This is a genomic window from Herminiimonas sp. (genome assembly GCF_030645555.1).
GTDB lineage: Bacteria > Pseudomonadota > Gammaproteobacteria > Burkholderiales > Burkholderiaceae_D > Oxalicibacterium.
In genome coordinates this window covers 1-1,386 of record NZ_JAUSME010000240.1, presented here as the reverse complement: position 1 = coordinate 1,386, position 1,386 = coordinate 1, and the positions used below count along the sequence as shown (strand labels likewise).

Below are 1,386 nucleotides of genomic sequence, written 5' to 3'. Positions count from 1 at the left end.
GAGCGCAAGACGATAGAGCGCGCCAAGGGTTTATTGATGGAACGCCATCGTATCTCCGAAGATGAAGCGTATACAAAACTGCGCCGGATGGCGATGGACAAGAACTTGAAGTTGTCCGAACTGGCGCAACGCATACTCGATGTCGCCGATCTGCTGGGTTAACTGCAATAAGGGCAGGAGCGCGCACTAAATCAATGCATTGCACGAAAAGAGAGCAATAAGAGATCGCTATCTGCACCGTGCCTGTTCCAAATTGCGCAATTAACGCTGGCACGTCAATTGCTAAAGAGTAGCTAGTACCAACGAAGGTGCCAAGAATTAAAAACTGTTTGGACCAATGACGGTCTGGATGGTCAGGACAAGGACGTCCGTGTCGCAAGAGCTCAGCTCTTGCCGACCGGACGTCTTTTTTTTTGCCTTATTAAAACCGCTCTTCGAGGAAAACCATGACAACGAACGACAGGAAATTCAATATGACACGGCGCACCGTCCTGAAAGCAGGCGCAACCATCACCGCCACTGCCTTCAGTGGCCTGGCAACCCAGGGTGTGTGGGCGGCAGGTTCCGACAAGCCGGAAAAAGAAGAAGTCAAGGTCGGCTTCATTCCGCTGACCGATTGCGCTTCGGTGGTCATGGCGTCCGTTATGGGCTTCGATAAAAAATATGGCATCAAGATTATTCCAACCAAGGAATCGTCATGGGCAGGTGTGCGTGACAAGCTTGTCAATGGCGAACTGGATGCGGCGCACGTCTTGTATGGCCTGGTTTATGGCGTGCATGAAGGCATAGGCGGCGCCAAGAAAGACATGGCGGTGTTGATGAACCTGAACAACAACGGTCAGGCCATCACCTTGTCGAAAAAGCTGGCAGACAAAGGTGCTGTCAATGGCGCAGGTCTGGCCAAGCTGATGCAAATGGAAAAACGCGAATACACATTCGCACAAACTTTCCCTACCGGCACCCATGCGATGTGGTTGTATTACTGGCTCGCGACCTACGGCATCAACCCGATGAAAGACGCCAAAGTCATCACCGTGCCGCCACCGCAAATGGTTGCCAATATGCGCGTCGGCAATATGGATGGTTTCTGCGTGGGCGAACCGTGGAATCACCGCGCGATTGTCGACGGCATAGGCATCACCGCTGCGACTACGCAAGACATCTGGAAAGATCATCCGGAAAAAGTGCTCGGCACCACGTCTGATTGGGTTGCCAAGAATCCAAACACTGCACGCGCTTTGACCGCAGCTGTGCTGGAAGCCGGCCGCTGGATAGATGCATCGCTGTCGAACAAGAACAAGATGGCTGAAACGATTGCTGCCAAGTCCTACGTCAACACTTCGGTCGATGTCATCAACCAACGCATACTCGGTCGTTACCAGGATG

The 1,386-nt window shown here is 52.6% G+C and carries 2 protein-coding genes; both read left to right on the top strand.

From position 1 onward, the window contains the following. On the top strand, window positions 1–162 hold a 162-nt coding region (locus Q7T06_RS09355; RefSeq protein WP_304783946.1), incomplete at its 5' end, for an ANTAR domain-containing response regulator. Window positions 163–473: 311 nt separating this feature from the next. Beyond that, on the top strand, window positions 474–1,386 hold a 913-nt coding region (locus Q7T06_RS09350; RefSeq protein ID WP_304783944.1), incomplete at its 3' end, for a CmpA/NrtA family ABC transporter substrate-binding protein.